The sequence below is a fragment of the Pseudogemmobacter sp. TB195 genome, from assembly GCF_058313095.1.
This window is the reverse complement of the sequence record NZ_JBZEGG010000156.1, coordinates 353-594: the sequence shown is the minus strand read 5'-3', so window position 1 is coordinate 594 and position 242 is coordinate 353. Positions and strand designations below refer to the sequence as shown.

Here is a 242-nt window from a genome sequence, read left to right as displayed (position 1 = left end):
CTCGCCAGAGAGAATGCCCGGCAGATGCTTGCGCTTCTGCTCTTCGCTGCCAAGCTCGATCAGCATCGGGCCGACCATCTGCAAACCGTTCGGCAGCAGCGGCGGCAGTTCGCGCTTGCGGCATTCTTCTGCGAAGATGTAGCGCTGCTCGACGCTCCAGCCGGTGCCGCCGTATTCCTTCGGCCACGCCGGGGCGGCCCAGCCCTTCGCGTGCAGGATCCTGTGCCAGGCCATCACCTGCT

1 protein-coding gene is annotated in these 242 nt (G+C 65.7%); it reads right to left on the bottom strand.

Going from position 1 to position 242, the window contains the following annotated elements; genetic code table 11:
• A partial coding sequence (locus tag AC4FS3_RS29125; RefSeq protein WP_491023438.1) for an acyl-CoA dehydrogenase family protein occupies positions 1 to 242 on the bottom strand: 242 nt, incomplete at both ends.